The sequence below is a fragment of the Phycisphaeraceae bacterium genome (assembly GCA_019636655.1).
In the GTDB taxonomy this organism is placed as follows: domain Bacteria; phylum Planctomycetota; class Phycisphaerae; order Phycisphaerales; family UBA1924; genus JAHBXB01.
On the sequence record JAHBXB010000001.1, the window covers coordinates 167,939 to 184,136 of the forward strand.

Genomic DNA, 16,198 nt, shown 5'->3' on the forward strand with positions numbered 1-16,198 from the left:
CACGCGCGGCAGGCGCACAGGCGGGCTCACGCTCGCTCGTTCGGCACACGCATCTGGCACAAGGACCAAACCCATGATGACATTCGCTTCGGTTCTCCTTGCGACGGCGATCGCCGGCACGGAGCCCCCGATCGGGACAAACGCTCGGGAGGTCAACTGGCCGCATGCGGGTGCGCAGGTGGTCACCCAGAAGGCAACGCTGACCCAGGCCGGGGCACGGCGGGTCATCAACGCTGCTATCGCTGAGATTCGCCGGAATGGGACCACCGGGGTCATCGCTGTTGTTGACGACGGCGGGAACCTGGTGGCCGTCGAGCGCACCGACGGCACGTTCGCGGCCGGAGCGAACATCTCGATCGGCAAGGCGCGCACATCGGCGCTGTTCAAGAAACCCACGAACGCATTCGAGGAGATTATCAAGGGTGGGCGGACGCCGATGGTGGCGCTCAACGACTTCACGCCGCTGCAGGGCGGGGTGCCGATCTTCGTTGAGGGGGAGGTCGTTGGCGCTGTCGGTGTCAGCGGGGCGAAGAGCGCCCAGCAGGATGAACAGATCGCGATGGCCGGCGCCGCGGCGGTGGCCTCGATGGCCGGAGCGAGCGGTGGTGAGGACCAGGCCGTGGTGTACGTGCCGCGGGCCGTTGTTGACTCGGGGCTGGCGAAGGGGGAGGTTCTCGTGGATACGCCGCGGTACGCGGTGAACGCGAGCCGGCGGGACCAGCCGGGGCTAGCGGAGGTTCATGACGATGAGACCGATGTGTTCTACGTCCTCGACGGCGCCGCGACGCTGGTGACCGGCGGCGATGTGGTTGGGCCGGACATCTCGGCGCCGGGGCAGGTGCGTGCCAGATCGATCCGGGGCGGAGAGGCGAGGCAACTGGTCAAGGGCGACGTCGTTGTCGTGCCCGCCGGTGTGCCCCACTGGTTCAAGGCCGTTGATGCCCCCTTGGTGTACATGACGGTCAAAGTCAAGAGCGAGGCTCCGGTCGCGCCGTGACCGCGACGTTAGTTGTTGTTTCCCTAACCCCATTTCGAGTGCTTCCACATGACACGCACACTGAATCTAGTTGTCGTCCTGCTGCTCCTTGTGATCACCGGTTGCGAGAATGCTGCGCGGTGCATTACCGCCGGCGATGGTCCATCAGGGCAAAGGGTCCTGGTCAACATCGATGACCAGGGCGTTGCTCTGGAGGGCTACGACCCGGTGAGTTACTTCACCCGTGCCAAGCCCGTGAAGGGTGATCCGGCGATCACGTCAACGTACCTCGGCGCGACGTACCGTTTTACCAGCGGCGCGGACAAGGCGACGTTTGACGCGGATCCCGCGAAGTACGCCCCACAGTTCGGCGGGTACTGCGGGTATGCGGCATCGATCAACACGATCTCGCCGGTGGACCCCATGCTCTACCAGGTACTTGACGGCCGGCTCGTGCTGCAGCACAACCAAAAGGCGTGGCGTCTCTGGAACCAGGATGTTCCGGGGAACCTCGCCAAGGCCGATCAGAACTGGCCCGGACTGGTCCAGCGGAACTGCCACTGAGGTTTGCCACCGCGGTCTCTCCGTTCCGAGGCCCGGCGCTGCAACCGGCGCGGGGCCTTTTCGATTCGGGCGGCTTCCCGTGCCGTCGATTCCATCCACCCTCGTTGCCAAGGGCTCAGTCATGCGTATCTCCTGCTTCCTCGTTTCAGTGCTCGCCTCGATCGGCGCGACTTTCGCCGCGCCGGACCGGTCGCCGCTGGCGCCCGATGCGATTGTTGATCTGCGAACACCGGGAGGCGTGGGGATGGTCAATGGGCAATGGCGCTACACAGATGCGGTGATCACAGAGGTTGATCACCGTGTCGCGGGGGCCGACAACAAGCCATCGGGACTGGCGGTGCGAACGCACGACGTTTCGCCGCATGCCGGTTCGGTTGAGTTTGACGACGCAGGCTGGGAGGAGGTGGATCCCACGGGGCTCGAGAGGCGGCGATCGACCGGGCGGCTGGCGTTCGGCTGGTACCGTCTCAACATTACCATCCCCGAGCGGGTTGGAACGCTGAATACCGCTGGAGCCAGCGTGTACTTCGAGATCGTCGTCGACGACTATGCCGAGGTGTGGGTCGACGGCAGATTGCCGCAAGTGCTGGGCCAGAGTGGCGGGGCGCTGGTGCGCGGCTGGAACTCGCCGAATCGGGTGTTGCTGACCGACCACGCCAAGCCGGGGCAGCGGATCCAGGTGGCGGTGTTCTGCGCCAACGGGCCGCTCTCCGAGCCGCCGGCGAACTACATCTGGATCCGGTCCGCCACACTGGACTTCTATCGGCCAGGGAGAGCGGTGGGGGCGGTGCCGGTGTCGACGGAGGTCACGCGAGTTGATCCGGCGATCGACGTCATCATCCTCCCCGGTACGCAGGCGGAGAGACTGGCAGATGGGTTCAGTTTCGTCGAGGGGCCGGTGTGGGCCAGCGTCGAATCGGGATACCTGCTCTTCAGTGATCCAAATAGGAATGTCATCCATCGTTGGTCGCCGGATGGGGAGGTCTCCATCTACCGCACCAAGAGCGGTTACACGGGGACCGACATCGGTGAGTACCACCAGCCCGGCTCCAACGGCTTGGCGATCGATCCCGAAGGCCGGCTGACCATCTGCGAGCACGGAAACCGGCGTGTGACGCGGCTGGAGCACAACGGCACCCTCACCGTGCTCGCGGATCGGCACAACGGAAAGCGGCTGAACAGCCCGAACGACCTTGTGTACCGGTCCGATGGGACCCTGTATTTCACGGATCCCCCTTTTGGCCTTCCGAGGGCGTTCGCAGACCCGAGCAAGGAACTCGAGTTTAGCGGCGTCTACTGCCTCTACAACGGGACGCTCCGGCTGGTAGGAACGGATATGACCGGCCCCAACGGCCTGGCGCTCTCGCCCGATGAGAAGCACCTGTATGTTGACAACTGGGACGAAAAGCGCAAGGTGGTGATGCGATACGATGTCGCGCCGGATGGGTCGCTATCGAATGGCGCGGTGTTCTTCGACATGACGGGAGCGCCGGGAGAGGAAGCGCTCGACGGCCTGAAGGTCGATGCACACGGGAATGTGTATGTGTCAGGTCCGGGTGGGGTCTGGATCATCTCGGCCGCGGGGGCGCACCTTGGGACACTTGTACTCCCCGAGTTGCCGGCCAACTTCGCGTGGGGGGATGCGGATGGACGGACGCTGTATATGACGGCTCGTACAGGGCTGTACCGGATCCTGCTGGGGGTGCCTGGGAGCCGCCGCTAGGCATGCACGCCGAGTGCTTGCGTCGGGGTGGACCTATTGTGAGCAGGCCGCCGCGGACACGGCGACTGATTGGGGAGCGGCGATGACGATTCAAATTGATGAACGTACAGAGTGGCTGGAGGCCGATGGCCTGGGCGGGTTCGCTTCGGGAACGACCAGCGGGGTTCGCTCTCGCCGGTATCACGGTCTGCTGACGGCGTCGGTCCGTCCGCCGACGGGGCGGTTTGTGCTGGTCAACGGGTTCGACGCGTGGATCGAGACGCCCGGCGGTGTCTTCCCGCTTACGTCGCAGAAGTACCCGCCGGGGGTGGTGCATCCCCACGGTTCGCTGCACATCGCGTCGTTCACGCACAAACCGTGGCCGACCTGGACGTGTCGCTTTGAGGACGGGACAGAACTTGTGCACGAGGTGTTCGTGCCGAGGGGACGGGCGATGGTCGCGGTCTCCTTCCGGCTTGTCCGCGGCGGGGCGGGCGGATCGCGGCTGGTGCTCAGGCCGTTCCTTTCGGGTCGGGACTACCACAGCTTGCACCATGAGAACGGCGAGTTCAACTTCACGCCCGAGGTCAAGGGAGAGGTCGCCGTGTTCCGGCCTTACCCCGGAGTACCGAGCGTGGTCGTGCGGTCCAACGGCGTGTTCGCGAGTGATCCGGTCTGGTACAGGAACTTTCAATATGACGAGGAGCGGGCCCGCGGGCTGGAGTGCACGGAGGACCTGGCCTCGCCCGGTTCGCTGACGTGGAGGCTCTCGGCGCGTGACGGCGCGGAGCCGGCGGTGATGCTGCTGGCGGCCGGGTCGGTGCCGTGCTCCAGCGCCGAGTTGATCTCCGGGCCGTCGCCGGCGGTGCCGACGTACGAGGACCTCCGGAACGGCGAGTTGCACCGGCGCCGGGCGCTCGGCTCCGGGCTGGAGGTCGCCGCGAACTCGTACATCTCGCGGCGGGAGGATCCCGGATCGGAGGCTGGAAGGACGATCATCGCCGGGTACCCCTGGTTCACCGACTGGGGCCGGGACACGTTCATTTCCCTCCGGGGCCTGTGCCTCGCGGCGGGGCGGATCGAGGACGCGAGGGCGATCCTGCTCGCGTGGGCGGCGCATGTGTCGGAAGGAATGCTGCCGAATCGATTCCCGGACTCGCCGTCGGACAGCCCCGAGTACAACGCGGTCGATGCGTCGCTGTGGTATGTCGTCGCCGTCGGGGAATACCTCGACCTTGCAGCGGCAGGCAAGGCGAGCATCTCGGCGTCGGAGGAGCGAACCCTTCGGCGTGCGGTCCTGGAGATCGTCAGCGGCTATTCAAAGGGAACCCGATACGGCATCCGCGTCGACAGGGATGGTCTGGTTGCCGCGGGCGAGCCCGGGGTCCAGCTCACGTGGATGGATGCGAAGTGCGGCGATTGGGTGGTGACGCCGCGGATCGGCAAGCCCGTAGAAATCCAGGCGCTGTGGGCGGCGGCGCTGGCCGTGGCGGAGCGGTTCGATTCGGCGTGGAGCGACGCGCTGCAGCGCGTTCGGACCGGCTTTGCGGAGCGGTTCTGGAATCCCGAGCGAGGCTGCCTGTTTGACGTCGTCGATACCGACCACGTCACGGGACGGAACGACGGGACGCTCCGGCCGAACCAACTGTTCGCGGTCGGGGGCCTGCCCGTGCAGCTCGTTGCCGGCGACCAGGCCCGCCAGATTGTGGACCTCGCCGAACGGGAACTGCTGACGCCGATGGGGCCGCGGTCGCTGGCGCGGGGAGAGCCGGGCTACACCGAGCGATACGGCGGCACGCCGTTGCAGCGCGACGGATCCTACCACCAGGGGATTGTCTGGCCGTGGGTGCTTGGGGCGTTTGTGGAGGCGTGGGTCAGGGTCCGCGGCGGGACCGACGAGGCCAAGTCGGAGGCGCGCCGGCGGTTCCTTGATCCGATTCTCGCCGGGCTCGACGATGGGAGCGTCGGCGGCCTCGGGCACATCGCTGAGATCGCGGATGCAGCGGCGCCGTTCACTCCGCGCGGATGCCCGTTCCAGGCGTGGTCGATCGGCGAGGCGCTCCGGCTGGATCGCGTGGTGCTCGCGCCGGGTCACTCGCAGTCAACCGGGATCGAGCCCAGGCCCGTGACCGCGGCGCCTCGGGGTCGAGCGGCCGTCGGCGCGAAGCCGTCGAGCGCGCGCGCCCGCAGGTAGGCGCGGGGGTCGCGGGGAATGGCAGGTCGCTGTATGCTCCCACCACGCGGCGAGGTCATGCCGCGCCGGGGCCGCCATGTCGAACCAGCACCCACACGCCGACGATGCCCACCCCACGATGTGCAAGGACCCCGAGTCGCAGCGGCTCGCTGAGGATGCCGCGCGCATCAAGAACTGGAAGCGCTGGGGGCCCTACCTCTCCGAACGGCAGTGGGGGACGGTGCGAGAGGACTACTCGCCGAACGGGGACTGCTGGAACTATCTCCTGCACGACCACGCACGGTCGCGTGCCTACCGCTGGGGCGAGGACGGGATCCTCGGCCTGACCGATCGCGAGTGCCGGCTCTGCTTCGCGCTGGCGATGTGGAACGGCAAGGACCCGATCATCAAGGAGCGGCTCTTCGGCCTCACGGGCCCCGAGGGGAACCACGGCGAGGACGTCAAGGAGACCTACTTCTTCCTCGATTCGACGCCGACACACTCCTACATGAAGGGGCTGTACAAGTACCCTCAGCAGGCGTATCCGTACGACCACATCGTGGCGGTGAACAAGGGGCGCACGCGGCTGGAGCCGGAGTACGAGATCGCCGACACCGGCATCTTCGACGAGGGCCGGTACTTCGATGTCCAGATCGAGTACGCGAAGGACGGCGGCGGCGGGCCGGACGACATCCTGATCCGCGCCACCATCTTCAACCGCGGTCCGGACGCCGCGCCGCTGCACTTCCTGCCGACGCTGTGGTGCCGCAACACGTGGGCGTGGGGCGCGGTGCACGAGGGGTCGTGGCCGCGGGCGCCGATCGAGGCGGCCGGGCCGGCCGTCTCGAACGGGCTGCGAGTGGCGCACGCCTCGCTCGGCACGTTCCGGTTCTGGGCCGATGCCGCGTCTGATTCGACGGCGCCGGCCTGGCTCTTCACCGAGAACGAGACCAACTCGGAGCGGCTGTTCGGCCGGCCCAACGCCGCGGCCCACGTCAAGGACGCGTTCAACGAGCTGCTGGTGCACGGCAAGACGGATGCGGTCAGTCCGGAGCGGTCGGGGACCAAGGTGGCCGCGTACTACAACCTGACCGTTCCCGCCGGCGGCTCCGTGGTGGTCCGCATGAGGCTCTGCGCCGAGGCGGCGACGCCGCCGGCGCCGTTCTCGCCTGAGTTCGAGGCGGCCTTCTCACGCCGGAAGGCGGAGGCCGACGAGTTCTATTCGCACCGCATCCGCGGCGACCTCGGCAACGAGCGGTCGATGGTGTCACGGCAGGCCTACGCGGGGCTGCTCTGGTCGAAGCAGTACTACAACTACATCGTCGACGTCTGGCTCAAGGGGGACCCGGCCGAGCCGACCCCATCGCCGGAGCGGGAGCGCGGTCGGAACAGCGAGTGGCGGCAGGTCTTCTGCCGCGATGTCATCTCGATGCCCGACTCGTGGGAGTACCCGTGGTTCGCCGCGTGGGACCTGGCGTTCCACTGCGTTGCGTTCGCGCGGATCGACCCGGAGTTTGCGAAGCAGCAGTTGATTCTGTTTCTGCGCGAGTGGTACATGCACCCCTCGGGGCAGCTCCCGGCGTACGAGTTCGCGTTCAGCGACGTCAACCCGCCGGTGCACGCGTGGGCGGTGTGGCGGGTGTACAAGATCACGGGGCTGCGGGGGAAGCGGGACCGACTTTTTCTCGCGAGGGCGTTCCAGAAGCTGCTGATCAACTTCACGTGGTGGGTGAACCGCAAGGACCCGAACGGCAAGAACCTTTTCGCCGGCGGATTCCTCGGTCTGGACAACATCGGTGTGTTCGATCGATCGATGAAGCTCCCCGACGACGTCACGCTGGCCCAGGCGGACGGGACGGCGTGGATGGCGTTCTTCTGCGGCACGATGATGTCGATCGCGCTGGAACTGGCCTCGGAGGACCCGGCGTACGAGGATGTGGCCTCCAAGTTCTTCGAGCACTTCGTGGCCATCACGGATGCGATGAACAGCCTCGGTGGCTCCGGCCTGTGGGACGAGACCGACGGGTTCTACTACGACCAGGTGAGCATGGACGGCGTAGTCGTGCCGATGAAGGTGCGATCGCTCGTCGGCGTCGTGCCGATGCTCGCCGTCGAGGTGCTGGAGGACGACACCATCGATCGCCTGCCGGGGTTCCGCAAGCGGATGGAGTGGTTCCTCAAGAACCGCACGGATCTCGCGCGGTACATCACCTACCTCGAGCACAAGGGGGAGCAGCAGCACAACCACCGCCTGCTGGCGATTCCCTCCCGGCAGCGACTGGAGTCGGTCCTGCGGTACCTCTTCGACGAGTCCGAGTTCCTGTCGCCGTACGGCGTCCGCTCCGTCTCGAAGTTCCACGAGGCCCATCCCTTTGTGACCCAGGACCGTGCCGGGCGCGAGTACCGCGTGGACTACGCGCCGGGCGAATCGACGACCGAGATGTTCGGCGGCAACTCCAACTGGCGCGGGCCGGTGTGGCTCCCGCTCAACTACCTCATCATCGAGGCGCTCGAGCGGTACCACCACTACTACGGCGACAACCTGCTGGTCGAGGTCCCCGTCGGGTCGGGTCGGAAGATCAGCCTCCACGACGCGGCCCACGAGCTGCGATCGAGGCTGACGGCGCTGTTCCTGGCGGGCGGAGGCGGTCGGAGGCCGTGCAACGGGGACGATCCGCGGTTTGCATCCGACCCGCACTGGAAGGACCTCGTGCTCTTCCACGAGTACTTCCACGCCGAGACCGGCAAGGGCCTCGGGGCGAGCCATCAGACCGGCTGGACCGCGCTGATCGCGACGCTCTTGCAGAAACACTGAGCGTCAGCGGTCCTTGTGCGGCCCGCCAGCCGGCGGGATCGGGCGGCCGTGAGGGTCGGTGCTGGCGCCGATCTGGCGGTCGAGGCGGGCATCGAGCGAGGGGCCGATGAAGTGCTCGACCCGGTGCGAGGGCTCGTGCACGTGGTCCTCGGGATATCCGAGTTCGCCCGCGAGGAAACTCTCCCACAGGCGGTGCGAGCGGACGACCTGGGCGGCGCTCGCCGCGCCCCGATCGGTGAGGGAGAGCGTGCCCGCGGGATCGACGCCGACAAGCCGCTCGCGCCGCAGCGAGGCAAGAGCGAGTCTCGCGATCACCCCGCCCCCAGCCGATTTCGAAACGGCGTGCGCGGTCGCGGGCCCCGCGCCCCCCGATTCGTGCGCCCGGTACAGATCGCCCAGGATATCCTCGCGAGCGATCCGCAGGCTCAGCCGGGCGCCGTGCACGAGCTTGCTGACGACGCCGTGGCGCGGAGCCGCCAAGGCCGCGAGCAGGAACTGGCACCCCGCGACCACGCTCACCATGCCGGAGACCGACGAGTTGGTCCACAGCGCCAGCAGGTAGCCCAGGATCGCGGCGGTGGTGCCGAGCACCGCGGCCAGGACGAGCATCCGCCCCAGGCGATCGGTGAGCAGGTGCGCGGTCGCGCCTGGTGCAACGAGCATCGCGACGACGAGGATCGACCCCACCGCCTCGAAGGAGACGACGGAGGTGGCGGCCACCATCGTCATGAGCCCGTAGTGGATCAGCGGCACGCTGATCCCCATGGTCGCCGCGAGATACTGGTCAAACGAGACGACCTTGAGTTCCTTGTAGAACACCGCCACGAGCGCGATATTAAAGGCCGCGACGGCGGCGAGCCAGAACGTCATCGAAGGCATGCCGGCGATCCGGTGCGGGTCGGTGGCGACCGTCTCGATGATCCCGTAGAGCACGCACCCGGGGTCAAGGTCGACGCTCCCGGCCTTCCACGTGATCAGGACGACACCGACGGCGAACAGCGTGGTGAACACCACTCCCATCGCGGAGTCCTCGCCGACGCGGCCCCATCGGTGCAGCGCACTCGACAGCACCGCCGTCGCGACGCCCACGACCAGGGCCCCGGCCAGCATCGCGGGGACGTTGCGGCTGTTGGTCAGGATGAACGCGACCGCCAGCCCGGGGAGGATCGCGTGCGAGATCGCGTCCCCAAGCAGCGACAACCGGCGCAGCACCAGGAAGCAGCCGATTACGCCGCAGGCCACGCTGCAGAGCGCGGCGGTGAGCATCACCCAGAGGTCGTCGCCGGTCAGGCCGAAGGCAGCTGCCAGAATCATGTCACGGGCTCCTGCGCGGCGTTGGCGGACGGCGGCCCGACGGGATCGGATGAACCGACAGCGGAACCTCGCCGCGGCTTCCCGGCAGGCGGCCCTCGGCGGCGAGGCGGGACTCGAGCCGGCTGATCAACTCGGGCGGCAGGAAGTGCTCGATGCGGTCGGCGTCGCTGTCCACGTGGTCGGGCGCGATGTGCGCGTGCTCGACCATGAAGAGTTCCCACAGGCGGTGGGTGCGAACGGCGCGGGCGGCGGCGACCGCCCCTTCGGGCGTGAGGTTCCATCCCCCGGGGGCCCGCTGCGCGAAGCCCCGCCGCGTCGCGAGGCGGAGGGCGTGTTTGAAGGCACGGCGCCCGCCCCGGGCGTCGACCCGGAGATCGTCGGCGTTCCACGGGGCTGGTATCTCACGCGGCTCGGACCACTCGTACACGGTCCGCAGCAGGTGGTCGAGTTCGACGCGGCGCCTCAGACGCACCTGTCGCACGAGGCTGGCCACGAGGCCGCGACGGGGCGCGGCGGCGAGCGAGAACGCAAACGCCGCCGCGGCGGTCAGCACGATCATCGGTCCGGTGGGCCATCCGCGGCTGAGGGCCTCGCGGGGTGCTGGCAGGACGGCGCTCAGGGCCGTGCCCAGTGCCCCCGCGCCGGCGCCGATCGCCCCCGCGAGCACGAGCATCGGCCCGAATCGGTCGGTCCAGCACCGGGCGGTCACGGGCGGGATCACCAGCAGCGCCACCATCAGCACGACGCCGACTGCGGGTAGCCCGGCGACGGTGCACACGCAGACGAGGGCCATCAGCAGAAGATCAAGCCGGGCGGCCGGCCAGCCCTGCGACACCGCAAAGTCCTGGTCGAAGCAGAGGAGCTTGAACTCCTTCCACAGAAGCGCGGCGACGCCGATGACCGCGGCCGCGACCGCGGCGATGACCAGGGCGTCGGACCGAAGCATGGTCGCGGCCTTGCCGAAGATGAACGAGTCCAGCCCGGCGCGGTTACCCGCCGGGCGATGCTGGATCACCACGCTCAGCACGATCCCGAGCCCGAAGAACCCGCCGATCGCCATCGCGATCGCCGCGTCCTCCTTCACCCGGGTGAACCGCTTGACCGCCGAGATGGTCCACGCGGCGACCACGCCGATGATGAGCGCTCCGAGCAGGAAGGCCGAGAAGTTCCGGTCGCCGACCACGAAGAACGCCAGGCACACGCCGGGCAGCGCCGCGTGGGCCATGGCGTCGCCGACCAGAGCCCGCCGGCGCAGGACCGCGAGCGAGCCCACCACGCCGCTCGCCAGACCAAGCAGCGCCGTCCCGGCGAGCACGGTCCGAGTGTTCGCGTCCTGCAGGGTCAGGAGCCGGATGAGGTCCGAAGTGTCCATGGTGTCTGCAGCAGTGGACTGTGCGATTAGCGACTGCCGTCCGCGCCCGCGGCTCGACGAACGGCCTCGGCGGCTTCGTCGAGCAGGGTGAGCCGACCGCCGTAGGTCTTCTGCAGGTTCTCCCGGGTAAAGACCGCCGCGGTCGGCCCCGCGGCCACGAGCCGCATATTGAGCATGACGATGAAGTCGAAGTACTCGGGCACGGTCTGGAGGTCGTGGTGCACGGCTACGACCGTGCGTCCTTCGGAGCGGAGCGACCTGAGCACGTCGACGATGGCCTTCTCCGTCGCGGCATCAACGCCGGCAAAGGGCTCGTCCATGAAGTACAGCGGCGCATCCTGGGCCAGCGCCCGCGCGAGGAACACCCGCTGCTGCTGGCCGCCGGAGAGCTGGCTGATCTGCCTGCGGGCGAGCGGCAGCATCCCGACCTGATCGAGGGCGTGCTCCGCCGCGGCGCGGTCGTTGCGCCCGGGGCGGCGGAACCAGCCGAGGGTGCCGTAGCGGCCCATGATGACCACGTCGAGCGCATCGACGGGGAAGTCCCAGTCAACGGTCTCCCGCTGGGGGACGTAGCCGATCAGCCGGCGTGCCTGGTTGAGCGGCTTGCCGAACAGGTCGATCCGGCCGCTCGCGAGGGGAACCAGCCCGAGGATCGCCTTGATCAGCGTGCTCTTGCCCGCGCCGTTCGGCCCGACCACGGCGATCAACTGCCCGGCGGGGAGCGAGACGTCGACGTCCCAGAGAACGGGCTTGCGGTGGTACGCCACCGTGACGTCGTGCACCTCTACGGCAGCGGCGGTCGCGGGCGGGGCATGCGGCGGCCGTGTGCGGGCGGTGCTGCTGGTGGTGGTCATCGTGCGGGCTCCGCGAGCGCCGCGACGATGACGTCGACGTTGTGGCGCACCATGCCGATGTAGGTGCCCTCGGGGGTTCCCGACGGGCCCATGGCGTCGCTGAAGAGTTCGCCGCCGATCTTCACGTTGTGCCCGCGGGCACGGGCCCCCTCGACGAGTGCTTCGATCGTCTTCCTGGGAACGCTGCTCTCGACGAAGACCGCAGGGATTCGGTCCTTCACGAGCATGTCGACGAGCGCGTTGATGTCGCGCATGCTTGCCTCGGAATCGGTGCTGATCCCCTGGATCGCGCGGACCTCCATCCCGTAGGCCCGCCCGAAGTACCCGAACGCGTCGTGGGCGGTCACCAGGACACGCCGGTCGGCGGGGATGGTCGCGATGCGCTCGCGGGCCCAGGCGTCCAGCCTCGCGAGTTCTTCGAGGTACGCCGCGCTTCGCTCGTTGTACCCGGGCTTCCCGGCGGGATCGATCTCGATGAGGGCGTCGCGGGTGCGTTCGGTCGCGAGCATCCACAGCGAGACGTCGAACCAGACGTGAGGATCGAAATGTCCCTGGAACTCGGGCGGCTCGCGGAGGCGGTCTTCCGGGATCGCGTCCGTGACCTGGACGGTCGGGTGCCGCTGCGCCATCTTGACGAGCACATCCGCCATCCGTCCCTCGAGATGCAGGCCGTTGTACAGGACCAGGTCCGCCGAGGTCAGCAGCCGCACATCGCCGGGCGAGGCCTTGTACATGTGCGGATCGACCCCCTCACCCATCAGCGCCGTGACGGCCGCCCGGTCCCCGGCGACGTTGCGGGCCACATCGGCGATCATGCCGGTGGTCGCGACGACACTGAGTGGGGAACCGCTCTGCCCGTCCGCGGGCGGGGACGAGCCCTCGCCGGCGGTGCGGGAGCACGCGGCAACCAAACCGCCGGCGATGAGCGCCACCACGAGTCGGAATGCAGCCCAAGCCGGTGCTGACCAAGACCATCCGTGCCGCATGAGGGGCCTCCATCCACGAGAAGTGTAACCTCGGCTACAAATAAATCGTATCATCATCTGTAGCCCACGGCAACTTCTGCCGCGCTGGCTACACTTTTCTGATGCCACGACCCGGCTCCAAGCCCGGTAACGCCCGCCCCGTCTCCGCACGCCAGTCCGCGGCGGTGCACGCCCAGACCCGCCGGGCGCATGCCAAGGAGACCGCAGAGGACTATGCCGAAGCGATCGCCGACCTGATCTCTTCACGGGGAGAGGCCCGCGTGACGGACATCGCCCAGTTGCTCGGCGTCTCCCACGTCACGGTGGTGAGGACGATCGCGCGGCTGCAGCGGGATGGGTGGGTCACGGCGAAGCCGTACCGGTCGATCTTCCTGACCGACTCGGGCGCTCGCCTGGCCGAGATGGCCCGGCGGCGGCACGGGATCGTGCTGAGTTTCCTCCTGTCACTGGGCGTGAGCGAGGCGGCGGCGCTCGCCGATGCGGAGGGGATCGAGCACCACGTGAGCGACGAGACGCTCGCCGCGTTCGAGCGGTTCAGCCGGCGCACGAAAAAAGGCCCGGCATAGGCCGGGCCTTTGGGGGAATACCGGAGGAAGGGCGATCAGTTCGGGATCAGCTTGTTCGTCTCGGCGACCAGGACGCCCAGGCTCTGCTTGAGCATGAACGACTGCTTGGTGGCGTCCTCGAGCTTGGGCATGAGCGACTGCACGTTGGCGGAGCTCATGTCGGTGGCGAGGCTGGCCTCGGTGTCCTTCAAGGTGGTGAGGAGGCTCATGTACTGGTCGCGGGTCCGTTGCATGTACTCCTGCAGAACGGAGTACTTCAGGGCGCCCTGCGTGCGTTGGGCGTTGGCATCGGGCATGGCATCTCCCGGCTCGCCGGCGATCTGGCGGTCCCACGCGGCGAAGTAGGCCTGGCCGTCGTCGCGCATGTAGCCCGCCTGGGCCTGGATCAGGGCCGCCTGGCGACGCAGACCGCCGAGGTCGCTCTGGAAGGTCTTAAACGCGGCCTCGCGGTTCGTGGTCGCGGACGACATCACGTTGGTCAGGGACTTCATCGTGCTGTCGAGCTGCGGGATCGCCTGGGACAGCTCCTGCTTGTACGTGACGGCGCTCACTCGCGCCTGGTCGTACACCTCTTCGCGGGTGGGCGAGCACCCGGTGGCGGTCAGCAGCGCCGCTCCGACGGCTGCCAGCGTCATCGTCCCGATCAATCGTCTGTTCATGGCAGGACTCCTGGTTCGTGTTTGATACCCGGCTTCGGGTGGTTGACCGAGCCGGCGGTTGAATCGTGTCGTGCGAGTATATCGTGCAAAGGTGCGGCTATCGTGGCGAGCAGAACTGGTAGCGGCATCGTGCGTAAAGAAGTCCCCTATTTTAGTGATCTGGCCGCGAGACGAGCGCATGATTCCTCGCGATCCATCCGAGTGAGTGTGGCATCGGCGTCGTCGGTCCAGACGAAGAGCTTGGCGTCGTCGTTGTGGACAGCGAGGTAATCGAGTGCGGTGGCGATGCTGGGGAATACCCCGCGGCGGAGCTGCTTTTGCGTCAGGCTGGCGAAAGCGTGTTCGATCTGGTTGTGCCAGTTGGAGTTGGTTGGGGGGATGCAGTGGTATTCGGGATGACACGTCAGCCGCCGCCAGCGGCGGCCTGTGTGAGGCGTCGCTGCCCAGCACGATGTGCATCGCCGTGTTCAGGGTTCGAACGTCTTCACCACCGCGCCGATGGAGTTGAGGAATCCGACGAACTCCTGGCGCCGATGGTTGCGATGGCATTCGCCGATTACCACACCGGTCTTGGAAGACTCTCTTTCAGACGCTCCGTCGAAACGCGGTGCAGGATCACCGCGAGATACTCAAGATCCGTGGGCGGTAACAGCGATCACCGGACACTCGGAGGAAGTAGAACCCAAGCACTACCTCGGCTACGACAGGCTGACATGAATAGGGCCACCGGCGCAGCGAAACACAATGGGGTGGAACTGGTTGTTGCGATATGGAAGTCGCTGCTAGCCGCGACCGTGGAGGAGATTCTCGCTGTTGTGTGCAAGCAAGCCGCCGGTTGATGTTGGTCACGCTCCGATGCGGCGAAGCCGGTCGATGGTGGGCGTGATTTCCGGGTCTCTGAGTTCCCGCGGTATCGACGCGAAATAGTCTCCGTCGATTTCGACGTCGGTATTTGCTCCGTGGTCTGGCGCGGCGTCCAAGAACATTTTTCCGTCTTCAAAGTCGCGGTCCCACAAGACCTGATCGCTCAGATCTTCGATCGCCCAAGTCCACTCTTCAAGATCGTCGTCGTTATCGGCAAGGGCTTTAAGGCCACGCTCGTAGCACCCAGCTCGAATAATGCTCCGGATATCAAAGCTGTCGGCCGCATCAAGTTCGAACTCGACGAGGGCCAGCAGTTGCTTGTAAACCGCGTAGATAGCCGCCTCGCTCGCGGCGGTGTGGGCCGGAGTCGACACAGAAGAGGGGTCGAGAAGCGCACCCGCGATATCTTCAAGCAATGCCAATCGCTGGCCGTAGGAAAGCGAATCGAACACCTCCACGCTGCTCTCGTGGTCGTCGCCCCACTCAGCCAACTCCTCGACGAGAGCACTCAACCCGGCCTTGAAAGCTCGGGCTTCCGCACCCTTCAGAACGCGATTTCCTTGAGGGGTTCGCCACATGGCCGCTCGCTCAAAGCGGAACTGCCGCAACCCGGCTTCGGCCATCCGCCTCAAATAGGCCGAAGGTGAATAGAACCGCAAACGCAGATTCAAATCGAAGTGCCCCCCGTAGGACTCGAACCTACGACCCGCTGATTAAGAGTCAGCTGCTCTACCAACTGAGCTAGGAGGGCGTTCACGCGGCGGATTTCTCCCGCCGTCGGCCATTCTAGCCCTTCAGCCCCTTCCGTCCAGATTGATCGGTCCGCTTGGCCCGCCTAGGTATGCCTGACACTCGCGCCTTGTCGTCGTTCCACCCGGGGTCGGCCTCAGTGCACAACGTCCGATCCCGCGCTCTCGGCGCGGCGACTTCCGGTTCAGTGCCGCCTGCTCTGAGACAGTGCCAAACCCATCCCAGCCCAGCGGTTCCGGCCGCGGTTTACCCCTGCTCTGGCCGCGTTGACTCCCCCAGTGCTTTCACCTAACCTTCCGGTCCGATTCCCGGCTCGTTTGGGGGAATCATCACCTCAGTCCAACGCGGCTTCAGCCGGATGGCCGGCAGCCGGTGGCCTCACCCGACTGGAGCGTCTCGCCATGCAGCCTGCCTTTCGCCAATCCTACGGTCGGACCCGCCGCCGCCGTTCGCACCATGCCCTGACGGCTGTGAAGCCCACGCTCGACCCCCTCTCGGGCATGCCGAAGATGCACCACCGCGTCTGCAAGGAATCCGGGTACGTCCGGCCCGGCCTGCGCATCAGCGTTCCGAAGCTTGGGATCGGTTCTCAGAAGGGCTAAG

At 67.1% G+C, this 16,198-nt stretch carries 13 protein-coding genes and 1 tRNA gene; 7 read left to right on the forward strand and 7 right to left on the reverse strand.

The genetic code is table 11. The annotated features are described in order from the left end of the window. Positions 1-73: 73 nt before the first annotated feature. From KF745_00765 to KF745_00785, 5 genes are all read left to right on the forward strand, one after another. A complete protein-coding gene (locus KF745_00765) occupies positions 74-997 on the forward strand; it encodes a heme-binding protein (protein MBX3356937.1) in 924 nt (307 codons plus the stop codon). Positions 998-1,045: 48 nt separating this feature from the next. After that, positions 1,046-1,540 (forward strand): hypothetical protein, encoded by a 495-nt coding sequence (locus KF745_00770; protein MBX3356938.1) that lies wholly within the window; start codon positions 1,046-1,048, stop codon positions 1,538-1,540. Between the two features lie 121 nt (positions 1,541-1,661). Then, positions 1,662-3,263 carry an SMP-30/gluconolactonase/LRE family protein gene (locus KF745_00775; protein ID MBX3356939.1) on the forward strand — a complete coding sequence of 534 codons (1,602 nt, stop codon included), beginning with the start codon at positions 1,662-1,664 and terminating at the stop codon, positions 3,261-3,263. A gap of 82 nt (positions 3,264-3,345) precedes the next feature. Continuing rightward, a complete protein-coding gene (locus KF745_00780; GenBank protein ID MBX3356940.1) occupies positions 3,346-5,436 on the forward strand; it encodes a glycogen debranching enzyme family protein in 2,091 nt (696 codons plus the stop codon). Between the two features lie 76 nt (positions 5,437-5,512). Further along, on the forward strand, positions 5,513-8,230 hold the full coding sequence (locus KF745_00785; protein ID MBX3356941.1) for a glucosidase: 2,718 nt from the start codon (positions 5,513-5,515) through the stop codon (positions 8,228-8,230). Between the two features lie 3 nt (positions 8,231-8,233). On the opposite strand, the gene KF745_00790 is transcribed toward KF745_00785, so the two are convergent. From KF745_00790 to KF745_00805, 4 genes are read right to left on the reverse strand one after another with little or no spacing between them, the layout of a single operon-like run. Further along, complete coding sequence (locus KF745_00790) at positions 8,234-9,544, reverse strand: metal ABC transporter permease (protein MBX3356942.1); 1,311 nt, start codon at positions 9,542-9,544, stop codon at positions 8,234-8,236. Between the two features lies 1 nt (position 9,545). Continuing rightward, the gene (locus tag KF745_00795; protein ID MBX3356943.1) at positions 9,546-10,916 is read right to left on the reverse strand and encodes a metal ABC transporter permease; all 1,371 of its coding nucleotides are present in this window, start codon (positions 10,914-10,916) and stop codon (positions 9,546-9,548) included. 26 nt (positions 10,917-10,942) lie between these two features. Continuing rightward, positions 10,943-11,770 (reverse strand): ABC transporter ATP-binding protein, encoded by an 828-nt coding sequence (locus KF745_00800; protein ID MBX3356944.1) that lies wholly within the window; start codon positions 11,768-11,770, stop codon positions 10,943-10,945. Continuing rightward, positions 11,767-12,756 carry a zinc ABC transporter substrate-binding protein gene (locus tag KF745_00805; protein MBX3356945.1) on the reverse strand — a complete coding sequence of 330 codons (990 nt, stop codon included), beginning with the start codon at positions 12,754-12,756 and terminating at the stop codon, positions 11,767-11,769. Before KF745_00805 ends, KF745_00800 begins: the two co-directional genes overlap by 4 nt. 101 nt (positions 12,757-12,857) lie before the next feature. Here KF745_00805 and mntR point away from each other — a divergent pair, with 101 nt between their 5' ends. Further along, positions 12,858-13,322, forward strand: coding sequence for a manganese-binding transcriptional regulator MntR (gene mntR / locus KF745_00810; GenBank protein MBX3356946.1), 465 nt, complete (start codon positions 12,858-12,860; stop codon positions 13,320-13,322). A gap of 35 nt (positions 13,323-13,357) precedes the next feature. On the opposite strand, the gene KF745_00815 is transcribed toward mntR, so the two are convergent. The 3 genes from KF745_00815 to KF745_00825 form a co-directional block, all read right to left on the reverse strand. Next, entirely contained in the window at positions 13,358-13,981 is a 624-nt protein-coding gene (locus tag KF745_00815) for a DUF2959 family protein (GenBank protein MBX3356947.1), read from the reverse strand. Positions 13,982-14,826: 845 nt separating this feature from the next. Beyond that, entirely contained in the window at positions 14,827-15,516 is a 690-nt protein-coding gene (locus KF745_00820) for a hypothetical protein (protein MBX3356948.1), read from the reverse strand. 7 nt (positions 15,517-15,523) lie between these two features. Beyond that, positions 15,524-15,596 (reverse strand) — tRNA-Lys (locus KF745_00825). A gap of 400 nt (positions 15,597-15,996) precedes the next feature. Here KF745_00825 and rpmF point away from each other — a divergent pair. Beyond that, positions 15,997-16,197 carry a 50S ribosomal protein L32 gene (rpmF, locus tag KF745_00830; protein MBX3356949.1) on the forward strand — a complete coding sequence of 67 codons (201 nt, stop codon included), beginning with the start codon at positions 15,997-15,999 and terminating at the stop codon, positions 16,195-16,197. Position 16,198: the final 1 nt, after the last annotated feature.